The following is a 26,272-nucleotide window of genomic DNA, read 5'->3' on the forward strand; positions in this document are numbered from 1 at the left end:
AATTAAATGTCCTCCTCATCATCGTCAATTCCTGCAGGACCTGCTGCAGCTCTGTTTCTAATCATTGTCATCTGATAGTTAATCAATGCAAATACAGCACCAACTGCAGTTGCAGCAATCAGCGTCAGGTGCATAGAACCTGCCAGTGTGAAACCAAATAAGAAGAAGATCAGGTCAGTTGCCTTGTTTACAACGGATTTCAGCAGGATTGCGATTCCGACTGCAGGCAGCAAGCTACCTAATGTAAACAGGGATTTCATATACCAGGAACCCATAGGCAGTGCTTCCTTGAACTGGTCAACAGCATCTGCACCATAATAAACAATCAGCATAACTGGGATGAAGGAAATCAGTAAGTGAGAGATAAGAGGGAAAATAACTTCAACCTTACCGACAATACTGAAATCTTTCTTGTCCAGACGAGCCCATCCAATGTGCTGCCAAACAAGGTTCATCATCGCAGTTCCGTAGAACTGTACAGTACCTACAGTACCAACCATAGCACCTAAAGCACCTGCAAGACCGCTTGCTTCAGAACCACCAAGGTCAAGACCCTGAGATTTTGCAAGAGCCCAAGCCAGAGGGATACCAATGTAAGAAACGGCACGTAAATCCGCTGCTACGGTACCACCTGGAGTTACCAGCGCGATATAAATAATCTGCATAGGGATTGCAATCTGAATACATCCCTTAACGTCACCAAGGATCAACCCTACAAATACGGATGCGATCAATGGTCTGTTCAATGTGTAGTTACCAACTGTAGTACCTAAACATGCAATTGTGGAGGCCGCACAACAACTCATAAGACCGAGTAAAGCAGCCTGTACCCAAGAAATCATAAATTCATCTCCTTTTCCTTTTTGAATTTATCTAATCTAATTCGAACACAAATCTCCCAATTTATTAGTATCCGAATTTAGATCTGAATTTTGGCCAGGAACCGATAGCAGTTTCTTCCAGCAATGCAAAGAATACATCGTAACCAGCGTTTGTCATCGCTTCGCATGCTTCTGCTTCTTCCTGTGTGATGGACTGGTTCTGTCCCAGCTTGGTAGCGCCCGGACGGTCGTTGCAAGGTCCGATAACAACACGTTTTACATCACTTGGTACAAACTTGTTGTCAACCAGCAGCTCTTTCATGTCAACCGGATTCTTCGTAATCAGGAAGTATCGCTTGTTGCTGTCAAGCACCGTCTGTGCCTTCTCAAGGAAGTGTTCCTTTGTCCATACAAATACTTTTTTGTCTGTGGATGCTACGAATGACTGTTTCAGAACAGGTGTGGTAGCAGCCTTGTCGTTTACTGCGATAATACCGTCACAAGGATATTCCTTGGACCAGCGTGTGATGATCTGACCGTGAATGATACGATCGTCAACTCGTACAAAACTAATCATGATTTATGTCCTCCTTAGATTAAATTCCGATGTTTAAATATCGTCTTCCGCGTCATCGCTCTCTACCTTGAATTCAGTAAGACCGGCATGACCCTCGCTCAGCAGTGTTTCTTTCAACAGCTCTGCATCGTCAAAATTATCTTTCATCAATACGGCGGTGATTGCCAGCGGCATATTCATACCTGCAATCACTAATGTGTTTGGCATCAGGCCTTTTTCATCAAGAACAGCCAGTGCGTTGGTGAATGGAGATCCACTCAGAATGTCTGCCAGCAGAATAACACTGTCGTCTGCATTCAGCGGCTCAACCAGTGTTCTGAAGTTAGCTGCAAATTCATCAGCACTCATATCTGCCTTCAGACTTGTACTCAGGACATCGTCACGTTCCCCTGTCATCATTTTGACAGCGGAATGCAATCCCGGTGCAAATTCACCATGACTTACCATAATCACGTATTTCATTTGTCGTCCTCCTTTTTTTCACGGACACAGAACAAAACTACGGTGTGAAAGGCCAAAAAAATATTTTGGCTTCCCTACCAAATCCTTTTTCTTACCTGCCTTATGCATTTACCTATACCTTATGAGACATGCTGAAAAATCCCTGTTTTCTATGCAAAAGCATAAAAAAACAGATGATTTTCCACGATTATTATCTGTACTGTTAAGTATACGTTTTGAAACACCAGACCATACCAGCTCTGTCTGTGTTATGGCAGCTTTCACATTTCGAAGTGACCAGCTTTCGTTGAAATGTAATCGCTTACCTCCGCTATTTACATTGTAATCTTACACCACGTTCCTCGTAATTTCAACTGTTTTGATAAATTTTTCTCACATAATTACAAATGTAATCACACATTTTAACCAAAATGTCCTATCTGAAATAGAAAAAAACGCATATTTACAGCTATTTTTAGCAGTATACACGTTTTTATGTGAATATTGTGTGAAAAATTTATCTTACAAAACTTACCAGAATACGTGCCTTCCCACAGATTTCAATGTCCGCACAGCCCGCCGGTACGAAAATATTCTCAGTAAATGCAAATGGAAGCTCTTCTCCCTGATAGCGAAGGACACAGTCTGCGGAAACATTGCTCAGACAGTAAAAGCGCTTTTCATCCTGCGGCAGCACGTAGTTTCCCGCAACATCCACCAGGCGCACACTGAATTCCCTCCGGTCAACCAGCAGCTTCTCCTGTGTGGTATCCGCATCCGTAAAAGGTGATGCCACTTTATTACAGTGCAGTCCGAAATCTGCGACATCAAAGCTTTTATCGATATGCAGCTCTCGCTCCCTGCCATTCGCATCCTGACGATGATAATCATAAAACCGATAGGTCGTATTGGAATTCTGTCCAATCTCGAGTGCGAGAATGCCTTTTCCCAGTGCATGCAGCATACCGGCATCAATGCATACGAAATCACCGGCCTCCACCTCGACCTTGCGCACATAATCCTCGACCTGATCATTTTCGACAGCTGCTTTGATCACCGCTGCATCCGACGCAGTCGTTCCGGCCACCAGCGTAGCTCCCTTATCTGCTTCCAGAATATACCAGGATTCTGTTTTCCCTTCATCGTTTTCATGCGCTCTTGCATATTCGTCATACGGATGTACCTGAATGGATAAATCCTCTCTGGCATCCAGATATGCAAGGCGAAGCATCTGATGCAGCTGTTTTTCTCCCAGTATGGATTGCGGATCCGCCTGAATCAGCTCATCCAGCGTTTTCCCTGCATATTCTCCATTCAGTATAACGTTTTTTGCATGCGGATGGGCACTGATCTCCCAGCAGGTGCCCAGCCCTTTTTCTTCCATACCGCGCATGGTTGTCAGACGGTCGTTTGCCCATATGGTCTTATCATATACAGGCTTCAGCTTCATAGGATACATACTATCTACCTCTTTCCTTCTTCCTTTTTCAAACTGATTATACAATGGAACCAGCCGAAAAGCAACTCATTGTAATTACATTATAACATATTTTTAAGATTTTATTTGAAACCGATTGCAAGTATATTGTTATATTGTTATAATAATTGCAGAGGGGTGAGCTTATGTACGCATCTGTAATTACTGACCAGATCGATGAGGATCTGGAAACCGCCTTACGCATAGCCAGGCTTTATGGTTATACGCACGTGGAGCTGCATAATGTGTTTGGAAAAAGTATTGAAGAATGCAGCCTGAAGGAAATCAACACCATTCGCACCTTGCTGAATACCTACGAACTCAAGGTTTCCTGTATCGCCAGTACCGTCTTCTTTCTGTGTCCGCTGATGGAGAACGATAAAGTAAGTCTGTTTAATCCGGCATTTCATGCGATTGAAGGGGATGTCCCTACACATCTTCGCTATTTGAAAAATGCATGCCGCATTGCTAAAAAGCTGAACTGTCCAAGGGTACGCATCTTTCCTTTCCGCTTTCCGGATAACCGGCCGCCTGCCTATGGCACACAGGAGCATATCGCTCTGATTATGAAAAATGTCCGACAGGCTGTGCAGATTGCGGAGGAGGAGCATGTGACGCTGGTGCTGGAAAACTGTCCGTATTCCCACCTTCCTAAGGGCCATATGAGCATTCAGATCGTGAAGGCCATAAAAAGTGACTATCTCAAGCTGCTATGGGATCCGGCAAACAGCTACCGTGCCTATAAGGAAAATGTCCCTGCGGAGTATCTGACCTTTTCACTCGAGGAGGAGCTGCATTATATCTATCCTTGGATCGATCACATCCATATTAAGGATTATGCATACAATGCCGCACTGGAAAAGCCGTTTCAGCATGTTGCCTTCGACATGGGAGATATCGACTTCATGATGATTTTTTCCAATCTGCGAAAATACGGATATGAGAATGCCGTATCGCTGGAAGCAGAGACTGATTATAATGAAACACTCGAGAGTATGAAACGCATGCAGGACTGGGTTACATTGTCCGATAATACCTGATGCCTAAAAAAACCTGTTTTCCTTACGCAGAGCAAGCTGCCTTGAGGAACAGGTTTTTTTATAAGAAAATTTAAGTATACAAAAGCACAGATAAAACCCGCCCTTTTCAGAAGCGGGTTTCTTTTATCATCAACTCATCAGCATCTGAATGCCTAAGAAAATAAGCAGGATTATGATAGGAAGTCCCAGCAGAATGACATAGGCGAAATTCACCTTATGCACGACCTTGTTCCAGTTTTTCTCTACGAAATAATACCGGTCATCATCGGTTTTCATAATGACATCGGTTTCCATCAGATTGGCGATGGTGTATGCAATCACCGAGGTGGACAGTCGAAGATTTTTAAATGCATCGTATCCAACAGCCGTATCCGGTGTGAACGCGTAATGCTTTTTCAGAACATCCATAACCATCCTCGCCGATGTCTGTCCTGTTGTTGTTTTTTTCTTAGCCATAAAAACACTCCTTTAAGTTATTTACTATGTTGTTTGTACTCTATTCTATAACAAAAGTCACAGCTTCTGCAACACTTTTTACAACATGTGCAGCTTCCCTGCGCACTTCCTGTGCTGCCGAAGCCATACAGAAGCTGGCTTCCACCTCATGAAACAGTGGAATATCGTTGGCACCATCCCCGATGAATGCGACCTCCTCCTGTGACAGCTTCCAATACTCCAGTGCCTGTAAAAAGGATTTTCCCTTATCGATTCCCTTACGGGTGATTTCAATGTAATCAAAGGATGTCGGCAGGATTTCATAGGCATCCTGAAATTGCCTGCGCAGAATCGGCAGCCAGGTATCCCGGCGTTCCTGTGTATACGTATGGATACTGATTTTCACCACCGGCTCCTGCTTCTCCTTCAAATATCGCAACAGATCCCGATCAGCAATATCACCGAGGTAGGCAAGCTGCTCTCTTACCTCGTTCCAGTGCTCCGGTGCATACTGCTCCCTCATAAAGAAGAAGGTGCTTTGCTCATTGCAGACAAAGGGATTGATCTCATCCACATGATCCTTTAAAAACTCCATAATGCGTACTGCATCCCCGGCTTCAATGTGCTCCTCCATGACCTTCTCATCATGAATCCAGATAGATCCACCGTTATTTCCGATAATCATATCCGCAGCAAGTCTATAACGGCTGATCAGCTTCTGACAGAAGCCGTAATCCCGCCCGGTTACAATACCAAAAGCAATGCCGCGCTCTGCCAGCGTATGAATCGCCTGCACATCCTGCTGTTGTATGTTGCCATGTACATCGATCAGCGTTCCATCCAGATCACTCAGAAACAGCTTCATCATCACACACCCTGTCAATCAATCCATAATGTAAAAGTGCCTGTGCAATTCCGTTTCTGCTGCACAGCCCGCTCACATAATCCGCTGCTTCCTTCACAGCCTCTCTGGCATCCCCCATCGCAACGCCGATGCCACATGCTTTTATCATTTCCAGATCGTTGTAATCATCCCCGAAGCTGATCACATCCTGCATGCTCCAGCCCATCGCTTCACATATATGCGATACGCCCGTTGCCTTGTCATGGGCACCGTTGATATCGTAAAAGCAGGTATCAAACGGTGTAAACAAAAACTGCGGGAAGCGCTGTTTCATCATTTCCAGATCAGCATCCTCTATTTTAGCGACAGCTGCCAGGGGCATGGTATCCTGCAGATAGCCCTCGGATTCCCGCTCATCCACCAGAATATCCAGTCGTCCCAGAAAATTCTGCAGCATATTGGCAATCCGCTTATAGCCGTGATAGCAGTGTGCCGCATCCTGACACTGAAACATCAATGCATTATCCGTCTTTTTAAAGGCATGGATCAGGCTTCGTGTTTCCTCCATGGTAAAGCTGTAATGATAGAGCACCTCATGCTGTGCATTGCGCACAAATGCACCGTTGCTGCAGACGAAGTAATCAAAGCTCACCTGCTCCAGCAGACTCTGCTCCATAGCAAAAGGAGGTCTGCCACTGGCGATTGCCAACTTCACTCCCTTCCTTGAAAGCTCATTCAGAGCATGGACACACGATGCAGGAACCCTGCGGTTCCCTTTCGTTACCAGAGTTCCGTCAACATCAAATACCGCTAGTTTAATCATAGCTTCCTCCTCCAGATTTCTTTATTTATTTTTATTTTTCTTGCGTTTCTTCCACGCCAGAAAGCACTCATGCAGATAGACACCCATCTTTTTGGATACCACTACGTGCTGGCGCTCCGTTGTCAGAATATCGATATTCTTGATAATGGATTTCATGGGATCCATCGACAGAATGGAGCGAAAGCGATAATGCGCTTTTTCATATACAAAGCCGTCATCATCCACGATTGCCCGCCGCTTCACGATGGAGTCAAGTGCCATACCCGCACTGATAATCGCCATCAATGCAAGCGCAAAGCAGACATACAGCTCATCCTTCGTATTCTTTTCCATCACAAAGATACCGATGATGCCAATCACAGAAAAGCCCAGGAAAAAAATCATATACGGCAGATACTGATTTACCATGGTATAGCCGTCCTTATGCTTATTCAGATATTCCTTTCTCACCTTCTCATTGGCAAGAAACAGGCGCACATTCTGTACGGTCAGATAAATACCGTAGCACAGAACTGCTGCACAGATAATATAATCCATTGTATCAAATTTACTCATACGAACTCTCCTCACATTTCTAATTCGTATTATACACTATTTTCTCACAGAAATTAAGGAGCAGGTGATAACCGGTTACATTTGTTAATCCAGACGTTTGTATAATATACCAAGTCCCAGCGGTACAAATCCGCTCAGGCCGATCAGCGCCAGTGTTAAATCGGCCCCCAGGGAGGATACCATCGCTCCGGCTATCACCGGGGTGACCAGCAGAGAAAGTCCCACATAAAAGGCGGAGGCGATCGTCTGCCCGCTGCTTCGCAGATGAATCGGTGTTGTATCGTCCACCAGTGTTTTGCTGGTGATCATGATCAGCGGATAGGTGATGCACTGCATCAGCGTGACCACGATCATCATTTCCGGACTCTGTACAACGGCATAGCCCAGAAAGCGGATGATATACATAAAGGTACCAAACATCATCAGCTTATAATCACCGAATTTCTTCAACAGCCACGTTCCTGCAAAAAACAGCGGCAGCTCGGTAAATGCCTGGATACTCCATCTGGCACCGACCATGCCCTCCTTCGCGCCCAGTGCCATCATTTTATCCACCGTCGTGTAGATATCCGCAGTCGCAATCACGTTGATAAACAGGAAAATCAGAACAACGACAACATATTTTTTATCCAGCAGCAGCTCCTTTAAATCCGAGGCATGAATCCCGCCGCTTTTTTCCACCTTAACCGCATCCTGCATGAACATCGTTAAAAGGATGTTTAAAACCGCAAGACCCGCAAACACATAGCCCAGTGCGGGATAGCCGTAATGCTCGACAACCAGAGCACCGATCGGACTGCCGATCATCCAGCCAATCGCACCGAATGCACGTATCGGACCAAAATTATTGCGGCAGGTTTCACTCGTTTCCAATGTCCAGGTATCCTGCACCGCCAGCGTGGTACGAAACATACCGCCAACCAGGGATATAAAAATCAGATGCAGAAAGAAATTGCGCTGTGTCACCTGATACATCACCAGCGTGGAAAGGACAAATATGATCAGACAGAGGTTAAAGAACTTCTTATCCGTTTTATACTTATCGCATAGATAACCGATAAAAAACTGCGTGATGATAGCTACAACAGCCGTACCGGACAGTATGATGCCGCGCTCCACAACATCATAGCCGACATATTCCAGAAAGGTCTGCATATAGCCGTAAGGCAATACAAAAGCGACATAGGACAGAAAGTAGAACAGGCACAGCATGGCCACGTTTTTCTTTTGACTTCGCATAGTTATTCTCCCTTTTATAGAAAAGGACCGGCGAATTTGCATCCGCCAGCCCGCATTGATGGCGTTTTCCCATCAGATATTTTCTTATCCTGTACCTGTGCTTTGCGGCGGACGACAGCCCAAGCGCTCAGGAATGGTCAGTTCCCTGTACAGGCTTTCATGGTTCAATGATTATATTATTCCATATTGGCGTGTCTTCCGAACATCGTATCGGAATCCTTGCCTCTGCGCTCCATCAGCATCATAACAGCGATATCCATGAAGATTCCCTCGCTTTGTTCAAACAGAGATCCCATCGGCTGAATGGATTTGATGTCCCCCTGCTTCGCACTTTTCGGTGAAGGTGCGCTGATTTCAATGACGACATCCGCCATATTGGCGATGCTGGAATTAGGATTGATGGTGATGAGTGCTACCCGTGCTCCCATTTCCTTTGCTTTTGCGGCATGGTTGACAAGCGATTTTGTTTCTCCGCTTCCGCTGCACACCACCAGTACGCCGCCTTCCTTGATATTCGGTGTACATGTTTCCCCAACGACATAGGACGCCACACCCATATGCATCAGGCGCATGGCAAAGCCCTTCACCTGAAAGCCGCTTCTTCCTGCACCCGCACAGAACACCTCGTCTGCCTCATCAATCAGCTGAACGAATTTCTCCGCCTGTACCTCATCAATGGAGCTCAGTGTGTGTGTAAGCTCCTGCAGAACGATCCCTGCATATTCCTTATTGTTCATTCCCTGCTTCCTCCTATTTCAGATGCTGCTTCATTTCTTTTGCGGCAGCTGCACGATCCTTTGCATTGCAGATGGCACCGCCGACAACGACAACCGCAGCCCCCTCGGATGCAATCGCATCAATGGTCGCAAGCTTCACCCCGCCGGCAACGGCAGATTTCGCATGTGTGATAACACGGTTGACGATCATCAGCTCATCCAGCGGATTCTTTCCGGTCTGCTGTACATCAAATGCCGTATGCACACATATATAATCCACACCCATGGCGTCGATTTCCTTTGCTCTAGCTTCCAAATCCTTTACCGCGATCATGTCGATCATGATTTTTCCATTGTATTTCTTTGCGGCCTTCACAGCGCCCAGAATGGTTTCATCGTTGCTCGCTCCCAAAACGGTAACGATATCCGCTCCGGCTTTAAATGCTGTTTCCGCTTCCAGTTCTCCTGCATCCATAATTTTCGCATCCGCCAGAATTTCGATTTCCGGGAAATGCTGTTTAAACTCTCTTACCGGACGCATGCCCTCCTCGATGATAAACGGTGTTCCCACCTCTGCAATATCAACGCTGCCTCTTGTTTCCTGCAGCAGGGTCATGCATTCCTCCAGTGTCAGTGTATCCAATGCCAGCTGTAATTTCATAATCCTAGTTCTCCTTTACCATAATCAGTTGTTTGACCTCACTCACGCAGTCCTGCTGTCCTTCCTGCAGCTCGTTGGTAATCATGACATCATAGTCTGAAAACTTGGCGAACTGATAGGTGGCTGTCTTTGTGAATTTACTGGAATCACAAAGCAGGATGTTCTTTCTGGAATGCGCCAGAATATGACGGTTTACCTCCGCATGCTCCATGGAAAAGGTCATCGGACCATCCATATCCATAAAGCCGTCGCATCCCATAAACGCAATGTCAATACGAACCGTATCAATGACATTGGTGGCGTAATATCCGACAAGCGCACGTCCTTTTTTCTGAAGCTTTCCCCCGGTCATAATCAGATCCAGCCCGCTGTCACAGATGATATCCGCAATCGGCAGGGAATTGGTCAGTACCGTGATGTTCTTCTTCAGACGCAGCAGCTTCGCCAGCTGCAGACAGGTGCTGCCTGGATCCATGTAGACAATGGCATCATCCTCAATAAATTCCAGTGCCTTACGCGCAATCAGCTGTTTTTCCAGCGTATGCTCCTGCAGCTTGACATCAAAGGGCAGCTGATAATAGGCATTGCGAACGACAGCGCTCCCATGCTTTTTCGTCAGCACGCCGCGTTCCTCCAGCACCTTGAGATCCTTACGTATCGTTTCCGTTGTCACATCCAGCTGCCGGGCCAGCTCTCCAACCCGCACTCTGCCTTCTCCCAGAACTCTCTGATACAGCGCATTCCGTCTGGCTTCACTTGCTTTCGACATGTCGCTTCACCACCTTTGCACATGGTTAGTGTACGTTTTTCTTTGCCTATCGTCAATCTGATTTCGCAGTTTTCCAAAAAAAGAAGCATAAAAAATTGGTTTTAAGACGAAATACTGCGAAAAATCGCAAAGTTTTGGTTTTAGGTATTTGAAACATATTCTTTTTTGTTGACTGTGCTATAATACTCTTGGTTTAAAGGAGGAAATCGCATGAATTCTTTTGACTTACATATGCATTCCTGTTACAGCAACGATGGTGAATTTACACCACAGGAGCTGATTCATATGGCTGATGCAGCCCATTTAACAACGATTGCACTGAGTGATCACAACACGCCGAAAGGAATTGCGGATATGGTTCGTCTGGGAGAGGCAAAGGGCATCCGCGTAATTCCCGCTATGGAATTTGATACGCTGTTTGAGGAGCTGGAGGTACACGTGCTCGGCTACGGTATCGACTATGAGCAGCCTTATTTTCAAAGCCTTTTCGATTCTTTGAGTGAACGAAAACAAGCCGTGCAGATAAAGCGTGTAGAAAAAATCAGAGAGGTCTTCGACCTGGATATCGATCCCGCTGCGCTTTTAAAGCGATATGCAGGTAAAAATCCGTTTCCTGCAATTGTGCACCATATCATGGAACAGTATAAGGATAAGAAAGAGTTTGCGGATTATCAGCCCGGAGGCAGACGCTGTGAGCCTCAGCCGGTGAATTTCTACTGGGATATGTGCAGTGCCGGAAAGCCCTGCTATGTCCGTGTGGAATATCCATCCCTGAAGGACACCGTACAGCGCATTCACGATGCCGGGGGTATTGCCGTACTGGCACATCCATGGCTGAACTTCTATCAAAAGGAGGAACGTCTGCAAAAAGCACTGGATGAGGGAATCGATGGAATCGAGGCCTACAGCAATTATCATGAAGCAAAGCATAACCGCTATTATGATACCTATTGCCGCCGGCATGGTGTCCTGATGACCTGCGGCAGTGATTTTCATGGGAAGATGAAGCCGAAAATTCGAATGGGAGAATACGGCTATGAGAAGGATGACGGTGAGGACATCCTGCAGGCTTTTTTAAAGCGGCTGGCAAAATAAAAGAGCATATATGAAAAAAAGCCAATGCGCACAGGAATGCGAAGCTATCCTGTAGACATCGGCTTTTTCATATGCAAAAATGAAATGAAAAGGCGTCTTCCCGCCATGCAAGGTAAAACTGCGACGGTTTCCTTATTCGGCGAAACCTCTGCCAAAACCGTAATGCTTTTCAAACAGCAGCTTCATTCTATGGGAGGCCGAAGCAGAGTCTACGGCTTCCTTCAGCTGCGTATCCTTAATTTATTTAACAGCTCACACAGCTTTTCACGCTCCTTTTGTGACCGCTGACGGATATGATTGATAAACCGGTACTGCCATTCCTGCTCCTGCTCAATCTCCCTCAAATCGGCATCATCCAGCTTCCATGCCTCATGAAAATTACCACCTGCAGGATGTAACAGCTTTAACAGTACAGCGATTTCCTCCAGCGACAGCTGTTCATAATACGCATCGTACTCCTCATTCATGAAAACAGCATTTTCCAACAGATCGATCAGGTCATAGGCACTGATCTTCTGGGAGCGCAAATGCTGAATTTTGTCCTGCAGGCAGGCATATTTCTCCACCTCCTCCAGCAGCGTCAGAAACGTTTCCTCATCTTCTCCCTGTGTCAGGTCGATGACAAAACGGTCATCTACTGCTTCCTCATACACAAGCAGGGCATAAGCATCCCGGACAAAGACCTGTAGCTGCGCCTGCAGCTGTTCTTCAAACAGTGTGAGATAGTCTGCCACGCTTTTCCCCATGCTGGCAGCGATTGCATGATTGACCTTCTGAACAGCCTCCTTCAGTGAACAATGCCTCAGCAGCGCCCGCAGACGCTTTACATCCTGTTCTGCCAGCAAAAGTGAGGGCTTCTGAAACAGCATGAGGGATGCAAAGCACTGATACCAGAGCAGCTCACAAAGATTCAAGCCTAAATATTCCACAGTCACTCCCTTTTGCTGTTCATAGCGTCGGAGAAATTCCGGCAGCTCTTCACGAAAGTATTCGCAAAAGGTATGCTCCAGTGCAAAGCGTTCCATATAATACAGGACAAGATCCATCCCATCGAGGTGATACATATCATGAAACAGAGGAATCCCATCCACCAGCGGATAGTCCAGATCCTCTGTGGTGTGACTGTAGTATAAAATCCCCTCATAGGTGCTCAACTGCCCGAGATAGTGCGGTATCTGTTCATCCATCACACTGTTGTAGCGCTCATTGCAAAACGGCAGACGGTTTCTGCGCAGCTGATTCAACAGGTTTCTTGTCTGCTGCTCCTTATCCTGTAAAACAAGCAGACCGCGTTCAAAGCATGCATCTATTTCCAGTTCCTGCAAAGACCGTTCTTCCATCTTCTCCAGTCCCTGTAAAACCACATAGCTGATGGTGTTTAAAATACGTTTATGATCCGCCATGCTCAAAGAGGTGCTCTGCTTATGGTTGAGCAAAAGGACAAGCTCCTGCGCCATATGTTCGCACTGCTTTAACAGATATTCCCTACGCTTTTTTGTGATTTCCCCTGCCTCCTGTGCATGCTGCAGCAAGACATACAGCGAATTGCAAACACGCTGTTTTCCAACGGTATATCCCATATGCTATTCCTCCTGTGACCTTTTCACTCGCTGTAAAATACGCAAAGCGAGCTGCCGGTTGATTTCACCGTGATAAAGAAGATACTCTTCATACAGTATCTCACACAGCGCCTCATCCGATACCTGCCAGCTTATATGACTGCGTACATGGTAATACAGCCAGATCGACTGCTTTAAGTGCAGCATATATGTTGGAAGTGCCATGTAGGGAGATTTTAAAAACGGCCCCAGTATGTCGAACAGACGGTCCTCTTTTGTTTCCACCCATCGATACCGTCGCAATGCCTGCTGCTGTGTCTGATACAATTCCTGCATCTGCTCCTTACGCAGCTCTAGTCCGATGCAGGCAAGCTCCCTTCTGAGACCGCTTTCCCCTTCCTGTAATACCTCCAGTATGTTCTGCCAACTCATTATGCATACCTCCTTATCCGTGTCTAATAGATATATCACGGACACTGTTTGCATACAAGACTGGAAAAAACGGTCCATTTGTGTTATGATATAGACAGAAAAACTGAGAAAGCATACGATTTGGTATGCTTTTTTCATGTCGTCCCCTTGCTATCAAATACAGCCCATCAAATTCCCTTCTTCCAAGTCTGTAGCTTCTCACATACGGGTGAAATTAAAGCCGCATTCGAATGATTACATAAAGCCTTACATTTTTGTGATAGTGGAATACAATTGAATATGATATAATGTACATGCTGTTGGGAAGGTGCGAAACATTATGAAGCAAATACCGAATATACTGTCCGCAGTCAGGATCATACTGTCATTTCTGCTGCTGGCTCTGACAAAGAATACAACCTTGTTTCTGATTGTCTATCTCATCATAGGAATCAGCGATGTCCTGGACGGAGGGCTCGCCAGGTCCCTGCATGTGCAGAGTGAGCTGGGTGCCCGTCTTGATTCTATCGGTGATCTGGCATTCTACTGCATTTCACTATACATCGTTTTCTTTCAGATGAATTTGAAAATCATGAATCTGATTTCCATGCTGGTGCTGTGTGTCTTCGTACTGAAGCTTGCGGCGCTGCTGCTGACAAGATGGAAGCATCATATCTGGGCGAGTATGCACACCATAGGCAATAAGCTGACCGGGTTGCTGTTGTTTCTGCTCGTTCCGCTTTGCGTGGTAACCAAAAGTCTACCGCTAATTCCGGTTGCACTGGTAATCGCCTGTTCCTACTTAGCTACCTTTGAGGAAATGCTGCTGATTCTGTCACGTAACACGTATGATATCAATACGAAATCATTATTAAAAAAATAGGAAGCCGATATGCAGCTCCAACTCAGATTATCTGGTAAGAAGAAGGTTTGAAGCCATAAAGCATTCCCTTCCTGTCTCATCCGAAAGGATCTGCCTGTACGAATACAGGCTTTTTTTCTGCAGATTCTCAATGCCTGCGCACGCTGTTCAGTGTCTATGAAAAACGGATTCCCCACCCTAATCGGCAGAGAATCCGCTATTTATACTTCCTTGCTGTTTCCTTCTTCCTGCATAAGAACCAGCTGTACTTTATGGATTCGCTTGTACTTTACTTCCTTTACCTGGAATTTGATATTGTTCCAGATAACCTCACGTTCCTCTCCGTCCTCTGGTATCTGTCCTATCAGATCCAGCAGAAATCCGGATATGGTTTCATGATTGTCATTTTCAAGCTGCAGTCCAAGCTCTTCATTGATATCATCTATCGGCATGCTGCCGTCCAGCACGTACGTATGCTCATCAAGCTTTTCAATCTGCGGTTCATCATCCTCATCGTACTCATCCTCGATATCTCCCATAATTTCCTCAACAAGGTCCTCCATGGTTACGATACCGCTGAAGCCTCCATATTCATCAATCAAAATGGCGATATGCTGATGCTTGCTCTGCATCTCCCGAAACAGATCGTCAATGTTTTTGCTTTCCAGCACAAAGAACGGCTTGCGCAGAATGCGCGATATATCCACGTGCTCGAAACCGTTTTTCCTTGCCTCGACTACAAAATCCTTGATGTTCAGGATGCCGATGATATTGTCGATGGAATCCCGGTAAACCGGAATACGGCTGTAGCGCATTTCCATCAGCTCATCCAGATATTCACTCTGAGGATCATCAATATCGATACAGAATACATCCGGTCTCGGAGTCATCACCTCTTCTGCCAGAATATCGTCGAAGGCGAATACGCTGTCGATCATATCAGCTTCATCCTCATCGAAGACACCGCTCTCCTGCCCGCTTTCCACCATGGAACGAATTTCCTCACGGGAAAGAGATTCTTCAACATTTTCATCCTTCATGCCGAACAGACGGAGTACAAACCGTGTTGACCAGGATAAAATTTTGATGAAGGGCGATGCGATTTTTGAAATAATGAGAATCGGCTTTGCGCAGAACATGGAATAGGCTTCCGCATTCTGCAGAGCGATCCGCTTGGGAACAAGCTCTCCGAAAATCAATGTCACGAAGGATAACAGGATGGTAACCACCACCATGGAGATCGTTTCTCCATAAGGGATGGCCCAGGCCTCCAGAACAGCACCAAGGCGTACGGATATACCGGTTGCGGCACTGGCGGAGTTGAAGAAGCCGGCAAGAGTGATTGCCACCTGAATGGTGGATAAGAAGCTGGTAGGCTCCTGAAGAAGCTTTTCCACAAGCATTGCCTTGCGGTTTCCCTCCTCCACCTTGCGATGAATCCTGTTTTTGTTAACGGATACGATGGCCATTTCACTCGCCGCGAAATAGGCGTTGATCAGTGTCAGTATGACAATCAGCAGCAGCTGCAGTGTAATGGAAGATTGCGCGGGGTCTGCGTCCATAAAATAATATCTCTCCTTTTCTGTTATGAATTTGATTGCTATTGTATCAGAGGTTGTGGCATATGTAAAGAGCCAGCACCAGATGGAATTGTAAATTTTTTATAAATCCGGAATACCTGAACACAGGCTTGTCCTTTTCTGCAGGCACGGCGGAAGGAATCAAAAGCTCTCTGCGATATCTTTACTCAGCCCTTCAACAATCTGAACTGCCAGTTCAACAGCATGCTCATAGTCCTGATAAGCCAGAATCCCATAGGAGGAATGTGCATAGCGAACCGGTACACCGATGACGATTGTTGGAATGCCGAATTGTGCCGTATGTGTAATACCGCCATTGGTACCTCCCCCTTTTCGTACACTCTCCTGAACCGGAATGTCATTTGCATGGGCAAGCTCTAAAGCAAAGCGTTGAAATCTTGGGGATGTAATCATGGAACGGTCGAAATGCCGCAGCATCGGTCCCTTTTTCAAGGCACTTTGAATCATATATTCCTCTTCGAAGCTGTCATCTGCAGGGCATCCTTCAAAACAAATCACAACATCCGGCTTCACGTTGTTCATCACACAGGTCATACCGCGTTCGCCAACCTCCTCCTGGGAGGACAGGGTTGCACTGACGGTATTCGTGAGTGTACGTCCATGCAGTCGACAGAGTGTTTCCACAACGGCGGCACATCCGATACGATTATCAAATGCCTTTCCCATAAACGTTTGATGCTCTTCGTCATAGGTACAGGTAACATCAGGAACGATCGGTGCACCAATACCGATGCGGAAGGATTCCTGTACCTCCTGTGCACTCGTCGCACCGACATCAATCAATACATCGGCAAAATCCAGAGCCTTTCCCTGCTCGGAAGCATTCATAAAGTGTACCGGCTTGCTGCAGACAATCCCCGGAATCAGTTTGCCGTCTCTGTTTTTAATGAGCACCTTATTCGCAATGATGTTCTTCACATCCCAGCCGCCCAGCGGCAGAAACCGCAGGAGCCCGTTGCTTTTCACCGCCTGAACGATGAACCCTACCTCATCACTGTGCGCATCCAGCATGATGTTTACACCACCCTGACTGTTTCCCTTCAAATTCATATACAGATTGCGCATATGGTCCTCTTTACATGTACAGATTTCACGTACCTCTTCCTGCGCATACGCAACTACAGCATCTTCAAAACCGCTGGGTCCAAAGGCATCCGAAAATTTTCTGATTCTATCAATTTGTTTCATATCGTATTCTCATCCTCTTTTCTATTCCCTATTATAGCAGAGAATGCGAAAGAGTTCATCCGGAACTCCTATTCTTCTTCAGCTTCTTCTGTCTCCAGACCAAATGATTTCGGATAGAAAGGCAGCTGCAGAGCCTTGCAGACAGCCATCGCCCATTCCCGGAACCACCAGCCGTTCGCGGTTATAACATTCCCGTCCTGCACATAGCCGTGAAGCTCGGGATGCTTTTTCTGCTCCTTCATATCAAGCAATCCCTTCATCTGCTCAGCACTGAGCTCCACCGAGGTACAGGCACCGCCTGCCATGAAGCATTCCCGATCAACGGAAGCAACATAGCGCCGTTCCTTCATAATGCCGGCATTCACCAGAATCATGGGAGCACAGGAAATCGCCGCAATCAGCTTCCCTGCTTTATCAAAGGAGCGAATCAAAGATAACAGCTCCTCGTCTGCCAGAATCCAGTCACTGCTGTCATCCTTTGCTCCGATACCGGTTAAAACCAGCACATCATAATCCTCCGCACAAATCGTTCCCCAGGTATATTCGCCAAGAGCGAGGAAGCCCTCCTCCGCACGCACCGGTTTCAATGTCTTGGCTATGTAGTCGATCTGACAATCGGCCAAAGCAAGGGATTCCAGCAAAACACTAAATTCGAAATTACAAAAACCGTCGTATAAACAAACTGCTGCTTTCATATACAGTCCTCCTATAAAAAAACCTTCTGCACCTATTCAAACAGGATTCGAAGGCTCTATAAATTCACACGAAAAAAGCTATGGAAAAAATTTGGCAACGTCATGTGAAAAAGAGTCTGTAATCCATTGGTGAACAGGCGTACATCTGTATGTCTGATTCAAAAATCCGTCTGGATTATTTGCTCACTTCACATCACCTCTTGCGTTCATTATACAGAAGGAGAACGCAAATCGCAAGCGCTCACAGTAAAACACCGCTCAGCGCCAATGAAACAAATCACATAGAATGCATTGCACGCAACGTGTTGCTTCATCCATCGAACAGCGTCAACTGCATGGTAATCCGCGGCGATACTGTCTATTCGTTGATTGATTTTCCAAGCTCTTAGTATAACGCATCCGCTGCATATCGTACGTCAAAACGAACGTCAGCATGTTCCTGAAAATAAAAAAACCCCGATATCTACGGGGTTACCTGTTATCATGGCGCCTTAAACAGGACTTGAACCTGTGACCTGCCGGTTAACAGCCGGATGCTCTACCAACTGAGCTATTAAGGCGTTTCTTAAGTGCTTAAATATAATATCATAAGATTTTGTGTTTGGCAAGAAAAAATAGCAAATTTTTTAGGATTTTTTTAGGATTTTTTATGGTTTTATTTCTGTCCACAGCCATGCGGATGAAAGCGGAAGCCCTGCCATGGCAAGTTATCCTGAATTTAGATTATATTTATAACCGAATGATTCCGGCTACTGTATCCGCATCCTCCTATGAAAAGCAATTTAGAGAAGCAGCTTCCAAAGGATTCAGCGTTCTTCAAATAGCAAAAAACAGCGGTTTCCCGCTGTTAATATCCACCGTCACTGGTTTCTTTCTGCATCAGCTTCACACCGGCACTTGTACCGATACGATCTGCTCCGGCTTCCACCATTTTCTCCATATCCTCATAGCAGCGTACTCCTCCGGCTGCTTTCACCAGACAACGCCCCTTCACGGTATCCTTCATCAGCTTGACATCCTCAGGTGTGGCTCCGCTTGTTGAGAATCCGGTTGATGTTTTAACAAATGCAGCACCGGCTTCCACACAAAGCTCGCATGCTTTTACGATTTCTTCCTTTGTCAGCAGACAGTTTTCCAGAATGACCTTGACACAGTTACCTTCAGCTGCTTCCACAACAGCTTTTACATCAGCGCGTACCGCATCGTAATGTCCGGCCTTCATTTCTCCGATATTCAAAACCATATCGATTTCCTTAGCACCGTCTGCAATAGCAGCAGCTGTTTCAAAAGCCTTGGCTTTGGTACTCATAGCTCCCAGCGGGAAGCCTACCACGGTACAAACCTTAACGTCTGTTCCCTTCAGCAGCTCTGCACATGCTGATACCCAGTAGCTGTTAACACATACGCTTGCAAAATCATATTCCTTCGCTTCTGCACACAGTGTTTCAATTTTGTCATACGTAGCATCTGCTTTCAGCAGTGTATGATCGATATACTTGTTCATTTCCATAAAATAACCTCCTGCATTATCTTTCCAATGTACTTTTAGTATATCATGGAACCCATAGAATATGAAGTTCATTTCTCTTCATCACTAGTTACAATTCCTGGTCTTCCTGAATGCCTTCATGATATCTGCGCATCCAATAGACGCGAACAAAGGGGTCCTTCAGAAAATACTGCAGCAGACGATACAGCAAAAGGTAGCGCAGCAGCTCCGTTACAATAAGGATTCCCCAGGAAAGCAGCTGATAGTTCTGCGTCTGAAACACATCGGCAAGCTGTGGAAGGGTGAAAAGCAGCCGCAGCAGCTCCGTCCCCCACATAACGGGTATAATCCATCGGCTCCATGGCTTATAGAGAAACAGTGATACCGCCGGAAGAGACCAGATCAAGGCGGAAAACAGGGAAGCCAGCAGCAAGGTTCGCTGCATAAACTGCATCCCTTCATGATCGCTGCTGTAATATCGGAAAACAAACATGAGAAGATACAGCAGAACCAGCATACCATACTGATATAGAAGCAAGGCAACAGAGCAGGCGCGGATACGGTTTCTTGCCCGTATATCCAGCCGGTGATCATGCTGTATATGCTCCTTCTGTGAAAAATTGACCGTGTTCATCGCTTCTTCCTGCATTTCATTGTCCGCTGCCGTGCTATGCGGTTTCCATATGTAGATTATCTGCGGATTTCTTTGCAGGCTCCACGACATGTACAATGCCAAAGCTGTTTTCCCCGCCACCATAAGGGCAAATACGATTCGCAGAAGGTAATTCTCCTTTGCGATATCAATTCGAAACAGCGCAGGCAGCTCATACAGCGTATAGAGATTTGCAAGAGACAGCACCTGAAATAACAGCCTCCCCAGTCTGCGACAGCTCCACAGCATACGAATCACCGCAAGCCATACCAGCAATGCGACACTGTGAAACAGGAAATTGCGCAGAAAAGCTATATGAACATCCTCCAGCATCAGCTTCAGCAGAAAATAGGAAAACACCATATAAGCAATTAAAAATATAGAAAACAGCACCAGTAGCATTCGCAGACGGCGAACACAGGCTCTGCGCCGCTTTTTACGTTCCCGCAGATTTTCTTCTCTCATCGATATCATCACCTGTCCTTATTATACAGGAAAAGCATATCATTTGCACAGCACGTAAGCAATGTGCCGTACACAAGCTCTAAAGGGATGAAAAGGCTGCTGTCATCTATACCAATATAACCTTTTGTGTAATCTTTCAAAATATAAAAAAAAGCAGGATATCCCTGCAAAGCAATCGGGATGCACCTGCTGTTTGTTTTCAACATATAGCCAGATTTCGTAAACGTATTTTTGTATCGTAAGAGCTTATTTTTTAAACGGGAAGTCCTCGATATCCGAAGGATTCACAAAGGTTGGATTCGGTTTGTCAAAATAATTGGATGTATCCAGATCCCAGGCATTATGGGTGTCCCCTTCTCCAAAATCCTTCATTTCCGTGTGTGTCGTTAGAATATGCAGCAGATTCCGTAAGGTATCCATCGCTTTTTTCGCACTGTCCAGCAGATAGGAAAAGGCTTCATCCGCCCCATCATCCTGAATATAGCGGATCAGCTCCTCATATATATGAATCTGTTCTTCCTCATACTGCATATCCCGCATCACTGCAGCAGTTAAATCATTGTTCACATGGTGCTGTTCCTCTTCTGATTCCGACTGACAGCTACAGTGCTCCTCCTGCGTATGGCACGGCTTGATAAATTCAAAAACAGGTGTATCATCGTTGGATTCGTCATAATAACGGTCATCCTCCCCATGCATTTGATGAATAATACAGCTGAGTACCTCCATATCACTGATCTGTCGTGCACCCAGTCGCATAAAAATATCATGGAAGGTCGGATTGTTGATCATGAAGCTCTGTCGTATATAGACTGCCGCCTGCTTCAAACCGCTGCTGCAGCCCTTCAGCTGGCGATCCAGCAAAAGGTAGTATTTCATATCCGGTCGCGTAATCCGCACCTCAAAGGGCAGTTTTGTGTCATAAATAAACATATGCATACCTCCAATTTCTACCGTTAGTATGGAAGCTTTTCCCTGGATTATGCTATAATATGAAGTATAAAAAGGAAGGTACGTTTATGAAAGAAATCAAATTGCATACAAAGCTAACCAAAAAGATCACAGTGGAAGAAAGCATGCTGGCCTCCCATGTTGGCAGCGGAATTGTAGATGTCTATGCGACACCGATGATGATTGCGCTTATGGAGAATACCGCTGCAGCCTGTCTGAATCAGTTTCTGGAGGAAGGAGAAACCAGCGTCGGCGTTATGATGCGGACAACTCACGATGCAGCAACTCCTGCTGGTATGACGGTAACGGCTGAAGTGGAAATCACAGCTGTAGACCGCAAAAAGGTTTCCTTTCACATCATTGCTAGAGATGAGAGGGATTTGATCGGTACAGCAGACCACGATCGCTTCATAGTAAAAAAAGAAGCCTTTGAAGCAAAGGCGCTAAGCAAGCTGGAGAATTCATAAATACATGTGCAGCCGCCGTTCAAGATTCTTTCCCGTTTGTGGGTAAGCTTAAAACAGGGAGACTTCAACTCGATTGTATTCATCAATAGAAGTTGAAGTCTCCCTTTTGCATACCCCCTAACGTAAGGAGGACCCCCGTTAAAGCAGCTGCTTTTTCTATATCTGCCTGCCGTTGTGATGATGGTATTGACACAGGCAGCCCCTTCCTGAACAGCAAACCCTGTGAACGGGATACAGAACCATATGTACATGTATGAATAAGCGAATGCAGATGATTTTGAAGGCACTGTTTTGGGCTTTCGCTTATCGTCAGTAAACGCCGGACAATTTCTTCCTGCATGCCTCAGTGCACATACAAGTCTGTATCAGCCAATTGCTCTAAGATAGAGAAGCTTCCACCGTTTCCTGAGAGGAGATGAATGCAGCAGCTTTCCTGCCTGCTTTTGCGCGTAGCCGTAAACAAGCTCTGCCTCCTGCCTTGTCATCACATGCGGAGAATATAAGGCTTTTTCACACAGGGCGTGTATCGTCTGCGGCAGGCTTTCATCCTCCATAAAGCTGAGCAGATAACGATAGCTGTAATAAACCGCCTTTTTTGCATCCCGCTGCAGACACTGTCTTTCTCTGTAGGCAATACGCAGTCGTCGTTGAAGCACACAAATCAACACCGGCAAAGCTATCAGTAAGGCTGCAAGACCGGCCTTGGCAAAGCCTGCAGGCGTATCGCCTTGCTCTTTTTCGATTTGTTGATTCTTTGCAGCGTTCCCCGTCTTCCTGTCTGTCTGCTCTTTTGGTGTTTCCGTCTTTGCTGTCGTCGTACCACCCTGCTCCTGTCCCTGCACAGTTGTTTGGGAGGACGGCTTGCTTTCACTCTCAAAGCCCGGTGTCACCTCAACCGGAATCCACCCTTTTTCCGAATCGAAGATTTCCACCCATGCATGTGCACTTTCATCCGGTACCTCCATACTGCCGCCACTCATAGCTTGGGCCTGAAAGGAAAAGCCTTCCGCATAACGTGCAGGTATCCCCATATAACGAAACAGCATAACTGCCGTGGTTGCATAATGCACGCAATAGCCCTTCTTATTCTCAGTCAGAAAAAATTCTACAAAATCCCGGTCATCCGGGGTTCTTCCAGGCTTCAGTGTATAGCTGGTCGTTTCTCTTAAGTATTCCTGAATGGTTGTCTGAATATCATATGTCAGATGTTCACCCGTTAGGGAGGTCAGCTTTTTAAAAGGCTTACGTTCATCAAACAGCCTTTTTAGATTGGCAGGAATCTGGAGATAGTGCTCCTTGACAAAGGCGGGATATGCATCTGCTTTCACAGTGGAATCACCATTTATGGTCGTACTGGATAATGCATAGGCAGTATAACGCATGGTATCATCATGCTCCAGACGATAAGCGTCATACCACGGTGTTGTTTCCGGCAAAGCATCTTTCATAAGATACGGTGTCAGAGCATAGCGTTTGGATGCGCGATGATCCTCTATCTCCAGATGCATCAAAGCCCCTGTTTTTTGCAAAATCTGTGTAAAGGCGGGATTTTTCTTATCAAGCCACATATCCACATCCTTCCAGTCATAGGATTTCAGAGCTGCATAGCTGGATTCCGGCAGCGACTGCCAGCGATTATCCTCATACAGCGCGCCGCTGTAGCTTTTCAGGTAGATGGTACCGCGTGCATCCTCAGATCGCACAACCAGCTGCGTTGCACCGGTGTAATACCGATTTGACGCCTTCCCCAGATCCACCTCTCCCTCATCTTCCCCGGCATGGGTTAGGAAATAGGCAAGCTCATCCACACGCTGCAGCAGCCGCTCACGAAGCGAACCGCTGGTGCTTCGCATTTCATAGGTATCCGGCAGCGAGGTAAAAAAGGTAAGCAGCACGCAGATCACGCTTAATCCGAAAGCACTCAGCCGTACATATCCCCCATGTCCGTTTGTCACTCCTTTTCGCGAGAGAAGCAGCATAAACCAGAATATGATAAGCGAAACGGCAAACAGCCAGGGAATCGGTGTCTGATAAAGCAGTGTAAAAAACACCGGGAGAAAGGAGAGCATAAATAACGCAAAATAACGACGCGTATTCCAGAAGGTCAGCATACCGCAAAACAGCCATATGCTCGCATACAGCAGCAGCCAGGTCAGCGAAAGCCGGTACAGCATGGCAGTATCGGTTACATCGTAGGGATAGAACACATAGCCGCTGGCATCGTGATACACCTCAGTAATAGTATTATAGGCGATATGAGCCCCCTCCTGCAGCAGTGAAAAGCTGAGTACCCCAAGCAGAAGCATGCCTCCTGCCAGTATCAGTATCACCTTTTTCCTGCGGCGAAGCAGCAGACGGTTATACACAACTACAGCAAAAAGCAGAATCGGTATGTACAGCATCCAGAGAACTGCATCCCAAAAAGGAAATGCGAACAGAAATACACCGAGAGAGGAAAGCATTCCCATCAAAAGCAACAGCGCGGGTATCACTTGTTTTTTCATATACCGGCCTCCTGTTCGAAAAGAGCCGCAAATGCCTCGTCCAGATACAGGGCATCCTGCGAATCGCGGGATACTTCACAAAAGCGCGGCATGGATAGCAGTTTTCGTAAAAAGCCTTCCATATCCTGAGGACCTTGCAGCTCTGCCGTCTGTCTTCCTCCTGCTGTCCGCCAGCGAATACGAACAAGATCCTGCGGACTTGCTTTCCGACAGATTCCACAGGCGATTGCCAGAAGGCGCTCACAGATTTCCTGCTCCTGTGGAAAACAAAGATGAAGCAGTACAACGGCAGATTCCTCCTTCTGAAATTCACGTACCATCGTTTTCTGCAACCGATAGCTTGCCTTATAGTGAATCCGGCGCACAGGCTCTCCCTCATGGTGCTCCTTCAGCTCATAATCACTGCTGAAAACACCGGTGAGACTCTGGCGGGCTTCCTGCAGAAGGTTTGTATACTGCACTTGCGTAACCATACAGGGCTGTGGGAAACAAAAGGTCGTTACCTCCTTGTCCCATGATTGGGTTTTGCGAAATAGTCCGAGAAGATCCCTGGTCTGGATGGAGGTCAGCTGCAGCTCATACTTTCCGCTCCCCAGCTTCGGTATTTGCAATTTCTGTTCCCTGTGCTTCACTTCCAGAGAAATCGTTTCGCTGCTTTCATAAAAGCAATTCTTCCACGATCCCTGTATTCGAATACCACTGCATACAAGCAGGGGAAGACTGGTTGGCATATGAATTACACAGCCCTTTTTACTCGTTTTCAGCTGCAGCTTCAGGAACCGGTTTCCGGCGATAAACAGAAGCAGGCTGAGTAGAGGAAGCATAAGCAGCACACGCAGCAGGAGATAATACAGATACCCGTCAATGCTTATCCATGCCAGAGCATCCAGAAGCAGCAGAAGCAGATAGGCGAGCCAGGAACGGATCATAGCCCCTTCCTTCTTGTGTGCGGTGGCTGTATATGGTGCAGGAGCTGTGTCAGCGCATCCTTTGCCGCTGCGGCATCTATGCTGTGTGATGGCTGCATGAGAATACGATGGGCGATGGTATCCACAAAGACATTCTGAATATACTCCGGTACCACATAATCACGCCCCTGCAAAAGAGCACAGGCCTTGGACATGTCAAGCAGAGCTACCCCTGCTCTTGGACTCGCTCCCCGATAAATGCGCTGATTGTTTCTTGTCGCCTGCAGCAGCTGAATGATGTAATGATAAAGGGAATCGTGTACAAACACCTCCCTGCAGGCCTTCTGCATTTCCAGAATCTGTGTGCGCTGCGCGACACACTGCACACGGTAGCTTTGCGGATTCTGCTTACGCTTGAGGATTTCAATTTCATCATGCTCCTGCGGATAACCGATTCCCAGGCGGATCATGAAACGGTCCAGCTGACTCTCCGGAAGCTGCTGTGTTCCTGCAGAGCCGAAAGGATTTTGTGTTGCAATCACCAGAAACGGCTGTTCCAGCGTCATGGTTATCCCGTCCACGCTGACACTGCCCTCTTCCATTACCTCCAGTAAGGCTGCCTGTGTACGGGAGGAGGTACGATTGATTTCATCAGCAAGAAACAGATTGGTAAAAACTGCCCCCTTGCGTATCTGTGTCTTACCCGTCTGCGGATCAATCACACTAAAGCCGGTAACATCTGCCGGTAATACATCCACTGTAAATTGCATTCTCCGGCAATCCAGCTGCATCGCATCCGCAAACGCCCGTGCGATTGTTGTTTTCCCCACCCCCGGCATATCCTCCATCAGAATATGACCATTGGCCAGTATTGCCATCAGGATTTTTTCCAGCAGCTCATCCTTTCCGATCACTGCCTTTTTCACTTCCTGTAATATTCGTTCACTCGTTCTCATCCGTTCTCCCTTCAAGTATTCAGCCATCCTGCTTTTACCTATTAAAAACACATAACTACCTTTATTGTATA

27 protein-coding genes and 1 tRNA gene are annotated in these 26,272 nt (G+C 46.4%); 4 read left to right on the forward strand and 24 right to left on the reverse strand.

Annotated features, from left to right (window positions below; translation table 11 throughout):
* Positions 1-2: 2 nt before the first annotated feature.
* The 4 genes from G4D54_18565 to G4D54_18580 form a co-directional block, all read right to left on the reverse strand.
* A complete protein-coding gene (locus G4D54_18565; protein QJA04283.1) occupies positions 3-842 on the reverse strand; it encodes a PTS sugar transporter subunit IIC in 840 nt (279 codons plus the stop codon).
* Positions 843-906: 64 nt separating this feature from the next.
* The gene (locus G4D54_18570) at positions 907-1,398 is read right to left on the reverse strand and encodes a PTS sugar transporter subunit IIB (protein ID QJA04284.1); all 492 of its coding nucleotides are present in this window, start codon (positions 1,396-1,398) and stop codon (positions 907-909) included.
* 33 nt (positions 1,399-1,431) lie between these two features.
* The gene (locus G4D54_18575) at positions 1,432-1,860 is read right to left on the reverse strand and encodes a PTS fructose transporter subunit IIA (protein QJA04285.1); all 429 of its coding nucleotides are present in this window, start codon (positions 1,858-1,860) and stop codon (positions 1,432-1,434) included.
* 496 nt (positions 1,861-2,356) lie between these two features.
* Complete coding sequence (locus G4D54_18580; protein QJA04286.1) at positions 2,357-3,298, reverse strand: mannose-6-phosphate isomerase; 942 nt, start codon at positions 3,296-3,298, stop codon at positions 2,357-2,359.
* Positions 3,299-3,462: 164 nt separating this feature from the next.
* On the opposite strand from G4D54_18580, the gene G4D54_18585 reads away from it, so the two are divergent.
* Entirely contained in the window at positions 3,463-4,356 is an 894-nt protein-coding gene (locus G4D54_18585; protein ID QJA04287.1) for a sugar phosphate isomerase/epimerase, read from the forward strand.
* 129 nt (positions 4,357-4,485) lie between these two features.
* Here the strand turns inward: G4D54_18585 and G4D54_18590 are convergent, their stop codons facing one another.
* The 8 genes from G4D54_18590 to G4D54_18625 all read right to left on the reverse strand — a co-directional run bounded on the left by G4D54_18590 (position 4,486) and on the right by G4D54_18625 (position 10,398).
* Positions 4,486-4,812, reverse strand: coding sequence for a hypothetical protein (locus G4D54_18590; GenBank protein ID QJA04288.1), 327 nt, complete (start codon positions 4,810-4,812; stop codon positions 4,486-4,488).
* 40 nt (positions 4,813-4,852) lie between these two features.
* The gene (locus G4D54_18595; GenBank protein QJA04289.1) at positions 4,853-5,656 is read right to left on the reverse strand and encodes a Cof-type HAD-IIB family hydrolase; all 804 of its coding nucleotides are present in this window, start codon (positions 5,654-5,656) and stop codon (positions 4,853-4,855) included.
* Positions 5,637-6,458: a Cof-type HAD-IIB family hydrolase gene (locus G4D54_18600; protein ID QJA04290.1), complete on the reverse strand. Its 822-nt coding sequence runs from the start codon at positions 6,456-6,458 to the stop codon at positions 5,637-5,639. The genes G4D54_18595 and G4D54_18600 overlap by 20 nt, the downstream gene beginning before the upstream one ends.
* Positions 6,459-6,479: 21 nt before the next feature.
* Positions 6,480-7,013 (reverse strand): hypothetical protein, encoded by a 534-nt coding sequence (locus tag G4D54_18605; protein ID QJA04291.1) that lies wholly within the window; start codon positions 7,011-7,013, stop codon positions 6,480-6,482.
* A gap of 84 nt (positions 7,014-7,097) precedes the next feature.
* Complete coding sequence (locus tag G4D54_18610) at positions 7,098-8,252, reverse strand: MFS transporter (protein QJA04292.1); 1,155 nt, start codon at positions 8,250-8,252, stop codon at positions 7,098-7,100.
* Positions 8,253-8,428: 176 nt separating this feature from the next.
* Positions 8,429-8,989 (reverse strand): 6-phospho-3-hexuloisomerase, encoded by a 561-nt coding sequence (gene hxlB, locus G4D54_18615; GenBank protein ID QJA04293.1) that lies wholly within the window; start codon positions 8,987-8,989, stop codon positions 8,429-8,431.
* A gap of 13 nt (positions 8,990-9,002) precedes the next feature.
* Positions 9,003-9,629, reverse strand: a complete 627-nt coding sequence (gene hxlA / locus G4D54_18620; GenBank protein QJA04294.1) for a 3-hexulose-6-phosphate synthase — start codon at positions 9,627-9,629, stop codon at positions 9,003-9,005.
* Between the two features lie 4 nt (positions 9,630-9,633).
* The gene (locus G4D54_18625) at positions 9,634-10,398 is read right to left on the reverse strand and encodes a DeoR/GlpR transcriptional regulator (GenBank protein ID QJA04295.1); all 765 of its coding nucleotides are present in this window, start codon (positions 10,396-10,398) and stop codon (positions 9,634-9,636) included.
* Between the two features lie 210 nt (positions 10,399-10,608).
* On the opposite strand from G4D54_18625, the gene G4D54_18630 reads away from it, so the two are divergent.
* Complete coding sequence (locus tag G4D54_18630; GenBank protein ID QJA04296.1) at positions 10,609-11,493, forward strand: PHP domain-containing protein; 885 nt, start codon at positions 10,609-10,611, stop codon at positions 11,491-11,493.
* Between the two features lie 221 nt (positions 11,494-11,714).
* Here the strand turns inward: G4D54_18630 and G4D54_18635 are convergent, their stop codons facing one another.
* Both G4D54_18635 and G4D54_18640 read right to left on the reverse strand, forming a co-directional pair.
* The gene (locus G4D54_18635; protein QJA04297.1) at positions 11,715-13,073 is read right to left on the reverse strand and encodes a hypothetical protein; all 1,359 of its coding nucleotides are present in this window, start codon (positions 13,071-13,073) and stop codon (positions 11,715-11,717) included.
* Positions 13,074-13,076: 3 nt separating this feature from the next.
* Positions 13,077-13,484 (reverse strand): hypothetical protein, encoded by a 408-nt coding sequence (locus tag G4D54_18640; protein ID QJA04298.1) that lies wholly within the window; start codon positions 13,482-13,484, stop codon positions 13,077-13,079.
* Positions 13,485-13,803: 319 nt separating this feature from the next.
* Between G4D54_18640 and G4D54_18645 the strand changes: the two genes are divergently transcribed.
* Positions 13,804-14,346, forward strand: coding sequence for a CDP-alcohol phosphatidyltransferase family protein (locus tag G4D54_18645; protein QJA04299.1), 543 nt, complete (start codon positions 13,804-13,806; stop codon positions 14,344-14,346).
* 200 nt (positions 14,347-14,546) lie between these two features.
* On the opposite strand, the gene G4D54_18650 is transcribed toward G4D54_18645, so the two are convergent.
* From G4D54_18650 to G4D54_18680, 7 genes are all read right to left on the reverse strand, one after another.
* Complete coding sequence (locus G4D54_18650; protein ID QJA04300.1) at positions 14,547-15,887, reverse strand: HlyC/CorC family transporter; 1,341 nt, start codon at positions 15,885-15,887, stop codon at positions 14,547-14,549.
* 159 nt (positions 15,888-16,046) lie between these two features.
* A complete protein-coding gene (locus G4D54_18655; GenBank protein QJA04301.1) occupies positions 16,047-17,114 on the reverse strand; it encodes a M42 family peptidase in 1,068 nt (355 codons plus the stop codon).
* Positions 17,115-17,182: 68 nt separating this feature from the next.
* Positions 17,183-17,809 carry a DJ-1/PfpI family protein gene (locus G4D54_18660; GenBank protein QJA04302.1) on the reverse strand — a complete coding sequence of 209 codons (627 nt, stop codon included), beginning with the start codon at positions 17,807-17,809 and terminating at the stop codon, positions 17,183-17,185.
* Positions 17,810-18,293: 484 nt separating this feature from the next.
* Positions 18,294-18,369, reverse strand: a tRNA-Asn gene (locus G4D54_18665).
* Between the two features lie 287 nt (positions 18,370-18,656).
* Entirely contained in the window at positions 18,657-19,319 is a 663-nt protein-coding gene (gene deoC / locus G4D54_18670) for a deoxyribose-phosphate aldolase (protein ID QJA04303.1), read from the reverse strand.
* An 88-nt stretch (positions 19,320-19,407) separates the two neighbouring features.
* Positions 19,408-20,424: a hypothetical protein gene (locus G4D54_18675; protein QJA04304.1), complete on the reverse strand. Its 1,017-nt coding sequence runs from the start codon at positions 20,422-20,424 to the stop codon at positions 19,408-19,410.
* Positions 20,425-20,661: 237 nt separating this feature from the next.
* Entirely contained in the window at positions 20,662-21,348 is a 687-nt protein-coding gene (locus tag G4D54_18680; protein ID QJA04305.1) for a hypothetical protein, read from the reverse strand.
* Positions 21,349-21,434: 86 nt separating this feature from the next.
* Here G4D54_18680 and G4D54_18685 point away from each other — a divergent pair, with 86 nt between their 5' ends.
* Positions 21,435-21,833, forward strand: coding sequence for a thioesterase family protein (locus G4D54_18685; protein ID QJA04306.1), 399 nt, complete (start codon positions 21,435-21,437; stop codon positions 21,831-21,833).
* Positions 21,834-22,198: 365 nt separating this feature from the next.
* Here the strand turns inward: G4D54_18685 and G4D54_18690 are convergent, their stop codons facing one another.
* Genes G4D54_18690 through G4D54_18700 form a run of 3 tightly spaced genes read right to left on the reverse strand, consistent with a single transcriptional unit; the run spans position 22,199 to position 26,201 of the window.
* Positions 22,199-24,337, reverse strand: a complete 2,139-nt coding sequence (locus G4D54_18690) for a transglutaminase (GenBank protein QJA04307.1) — start codon at positions 24,335-24,337, stop codon at positions 22,199-22,201.
* Positions 24,334-25,266, reverse strand: a complete 933-nt coding sequence (locus tag G4D54_18695) for a DUF58 domain-containing protein (GenBank protein ID QJA04308.1) — start codon at positions 25,264-25,266, stop codon at positions 24,334-24,336. The genes G4D54_18690 and G4D54_18695 overlap by 4 nt, the downstream gene beginning before the upstream one ends.
* Positions 25,263-26,201 (reverse strand): MoxR family ATPase, encoded by a 939-nt coding sequence (locus tag G4D54_18700; GenBank protein QJA05238.1) that lies wholly within the window; start codon positions 26,199-26,201, stop codon positions 25,263-25,265. Before G4D54_18700 ends, G4D54_18695 begins: the two co-directional genes overlap by 4 nt.
* Positions 26,202-26,272: the final 71 nt, after the last annotated feature.

This window comes from [Clostridium] innocuum, assembly GCA_012317185.1.
GTDB classification, from domain to species: domain Bacteria; phylum Bacillota_I; class Bacilli_A; order Erysipelotrichales; family Erysipelotrichaceae; genus Clostridium_AQ; species Clostridium_AQ innocuum.

Excerpts from the sequence above, each read along its gene's own strand:
- G4D54_18640 (QJA04298.1), bottom strand. The coding sequence starts at position 13,484 with ATGAGTTGGCAGAACATACTGGAGGTATTACAGGAAGGGGAAAGCGGT.
- G4D54_18610 (QJA04292.1), bottom strand. The coding sequence starts at position 8,252 with ATGCGAAGTCAAAAGAAAAACGTGGCCATGCTGTGCCTGTTCTACTTT.
- G4D54_18630 (QJA04296.1), top strand. The coding sequence starts at position 10,609 with ATGAATTCTTTTGACTTACATATGCATTCCTGTTACAGCAACGATGGT.
- G4D54_18690 (QJA04307.1), bottom strand. The coding sequence starts at position 24,337 with ATGAAAAAACAAGTGATACCCGCGCTGTTGCTTTTGATGGGAATGCTT.
- G4D54_18645 (QJA04299.1), top strand. The coding sequence starts at position 13,804 with ATGAAGCAAATACCGAATATACTGTCCGCAGTCAGGATCATACTGTCA.
- G4D54_18635 (QJA04297.1), bottom strand. The coding sequence starts at position 13,073 with ATGGGATATACCGTTGGAAAACAGCGTGTTTGCAATTCGCTGTATGTC.
- G4D54_18625 (QJA04295.1), bottom strand. The coding sequence starts at position 10,398 with ATGTCGAAAGCAAGTGAAGCCAGACGGAATGCGCTGTATCAGAGAGTT.
- G4D54_18575 (QJA04285.1), bottom strand. The coding sequence starts at position 1,860 with ATGAAATACGTGATTATGGTAAGTCATGGTGAATTTGCACCGGGATTG.
- G4D54_18685 (QJA04306.1), top strand. The coding sequence starts at position 21,435 with ATGAAAGAAATCAAATTGCATACAAAGCTAACCAAAAAGATCACAGTG.
- G4D54_18605 (QJA04291.1), bottom strand. The coding sequence starts at position 7,013 with ATGAGTAAATTTGATACAATGGATTATATTATCTGTGCAGCAGTTCTG.
- hxlB (QJA04293.1), bottom strand. The coding sequence starts at position 8,989 with ATGAACAATAAGGAATATGCAGGGATCGTTCTGCAGGAGCTTACACAC.
- G4D54_18590 (QJA04288.1), bottom strand. The coding sequence starts at position 4,812 with ATGGCTAAGAAAAAAACAACAACAGGACAGACATCGGCGAGGATGGTT.
- G4D54_18585 (QJA04287.1), top strand. The coding sequence starts at position 3,463 with ATGTACGCATCTGTAATTACTGACCAGATCGATGAGGATCTGGAAACC.
- deoC (QJA04303.1), bottom strand. The coding sequence starts at position 19,319 with ATGGAAATGAACAAGTATATCGATCATACACTGCTGAAAGCAGATGCT.
- G4D54_18650 (QJA04300.1), bottom strand. The coding sequence starts at position 15,887 with ATGGACGCAGACCCCGCGCAATCTTCCATTACACTGCAGCTGCTGCTG.
- G4D54_18700 (QJA05238.1), bottom strand. The coding sequence starts at position 26,201 with ATGAGAACGAGTGAACGAATATTACAGGAAGTGAAAAAGGCAGTGATC.
- G4D54_18675 (QJA04304.1), bottom strand. The coding sequence starts at position 20,424 with ATGATATCGATGAGAGAAGAAAATCTGCGGGAACGTAAAAAGCGGCGC.
- G4D54_18695 (QJA04308.1), bottom strand. The coding sequence starts at position 25,266 with ATGATCCGTTCCTGGCTCGCCTATCTGCTTCTGCTGCTTCTGGATGCT.
- G4D54_18570 (QJA04284.1), bottom strand. The coding sequence starts at position 1,398 with ATGATTAGTTTTGTACGAGTTGACGATCGTATCATTCACGGTCAGATC.
- G4D54_18580 (QJA04286.1), bottom strand. The coding sequence starts at position 3,298 with ATGTATCCTATGAAGCTGAAGCCTGTATATGATAAGACCATATGGGCA.
- hxlA (QJA04294.1), bottom strand. The coding sequence starts at position 9,629 with ATGAAATTACAGCTGGCATTGGATACACTGACACTGGAGGAATGCATG.
- G4D54_18660 (QJA04302.1), bottom strand. The coding sequence starts at position 17,809 with ATGAAAGCAGCAGTTTGTTTATACGACGGTTTTTGTAATTTCGAATTT.
- G4D54_18600 (QJA04290.1), bottom strand. The coding sequence starts at position 6,458 with ATGATTAAACTAGCGGTATTTGATGTTGACGGAACTCTGGTAACGAAA.
- G4D54_18595 (QJA04289.1), bottom strand. The coding sequence starts at position 5,656 with ATGAAGCTGTTTCTGAGTGATCTGGATGGAACGCTGATCGATGTACAT.
- G4D54_18680 (QJA04305.1), bottom strand. The coding sequence starts at position 21,348 with ATGTTTATTTATGACACAAAACTGCCCTTTGAGGTGCGGATTACGCGA.
- G4D54_18655 (QJA04301.1), bottom strand. The coding sequence starts at position 17,114 with ATGAAACAAATTGATAGAATCAGAAAATTTTCGGATGCCTTTGGACCC.
- G4D54_18565 (QJA04283.1), bottom strand. The coding sequence starts at position 842 with ATGATTTCTTGGGTACAGGCTGCTTTACTCGGTCTTATGAGTTGTTGT.